Annotated in this window: 1 protein-coding gene and 1 pseudogene; both read right to left on the minus strand. The window is 70.8% G+C overall.

What is annotated here, in order from left to right; all coding sequences use genetic code 11:
- A partial coding sequence (locus IO24_RS41755) for a condensation domain-containing protein (RefSeq protein WP_244310238.1) occupies positions 1 to 1094 on the minus strand: 1094 nt, incomplete at its 3' end.
- A gap of 86 nt (positions 1095 to 1180) precedes the next feature.
- Positions 1181 to 1498, minus strand: a pseudogene (locus IO24_RS47875) (AMP-binding enzyme); the annotation flags it as partial.

Consider the following 1498-nt stretch of genomic DNA (forward strand, 5'->3'; position numbering starts at 1 on the left):
AGAGCGGTCACCGTGTCCTGCTCGAACAGGTCCGTGCGGTAGGTGAGGGAACCGACGATCCCGTCCGGGGAACCGTCATCACCCCGCCGCTCCGCCAGGCTCAAAGCCAAGTCCGTACGCGCAGCGTGGGCGGCCGCGGGCTGCACCGAGGCCTCTGCTCCGGCGAACTCCAGCGCCGCACGCGGGGTGTTGTTGAGGGCCAGGGTGACCTGGAAGAGGGGGTGGTGTGCGAGGGACCGTGTCGGGTTGAGCGCCTCCACCAGGCCCTCGAAGGGCACGTCCTGGTGAGCGTAGGCGTTGAGGTGGCCCGCGACCGGCGTGCCGATGGGGATGTCCGTCCCGGCGCCGAGGCGGTGCAGCAGCACGGCGAGGGCAGCCTGGAGGACCATGAACACCGTGGTCTGCCGGGAGCGGGCCAGGGTGGTCAGGGCCTGGTGGAGTTCGGCGTCGATCTGCACCGCAGCGGATGCGCCGTCGTATCCGGCCTGCTCCGGGTACGGGTGATCGGTGGGCAGTTCCAGGCGCTCCGGCAGCCCGGCCAGCGCCTTCTTCCAGTAGCCGAGCTGGTCGGCGAGCACACTGCCCGGGTCGTCCTCGTCCCCCAGCAACTCGCGCTGCCACAGGGTGTAGTCGGCGTACTGGACCGGCAACGGCTCCCATGCCGGAGATCGACCTGCACACCGGGCCGCGTAAGCCGTGCTCAGGTCGCGGGCGAGGGGGCCCATCGACCAGCCGTCCCCGGCGATGTGGTGGATCACCAGGACCAGCACATGCTCGTCCCCGGCGTCACCGACGGTGAACAGCGCGGCTCGCAGGGGCAGTTCGGTGGCGAGGTCGAAGGAATGCCGCACCGTGCGGTCCACGGCATCGGCCAACTCCGCCTCGGTGAGAGTCTCGGCTTCCACCACCGGCCGGGCTTCGGCGGCCGGACGGATGTGCTGGTAGGGCCTGCCGTCCACATCGGGGAAGACCGTACGCAGGGCTTCGTGGCGGGCGACGACGTCGTTCAGTGCGGCGTGCAGGGCATCGGTGTCCAGGGCGCCGGACAGACGCAGCACCACCGGCACGTTGTAGGTGGGACTGGGGCCTTCCATACGGTGGAGGAACCACAGGCGGCGCTGGGCGAAGGACAACGGCATCCGCTCCGGACGCACGACGGCAACCAGTGCCGGGCGCTCGCCACCACGGCCGAGGGCACCATGTACTCCGGCAGTCGCCCGGCCAGCCGGGCCCGGACCACGGCCTGCTCCACACCGCTCCCGGCCACGACGTAGCCGACCAGGCGCCGGTCACCGGGCCGGTCCTCACGGATCACGGCCGCCGCAGCCACCACCCCGGGACAGGCCGCCAGCGCAGCCTCCACCTCGCCCAGTTCGATACGGAAACCACGAAGCTTCACCTGGTCGTCCGCGCGGCCCAGGAAATGCAGAGTGCCGTCACTGTTCCAGCGCACCAGATCCCCGGTGCGATACATACGCGAACCCGCCGGCCCGTACGG

It is taken from the genome of Streptomyces flavovariabilis, assembly GCF_000725785.1.
Lineage (GTDB): Bacteria > Actinomycetota > Actinomycetes > Streptomycetales > Streptomycetaceae > Streptomyces > Streptomyces hawaiiensis.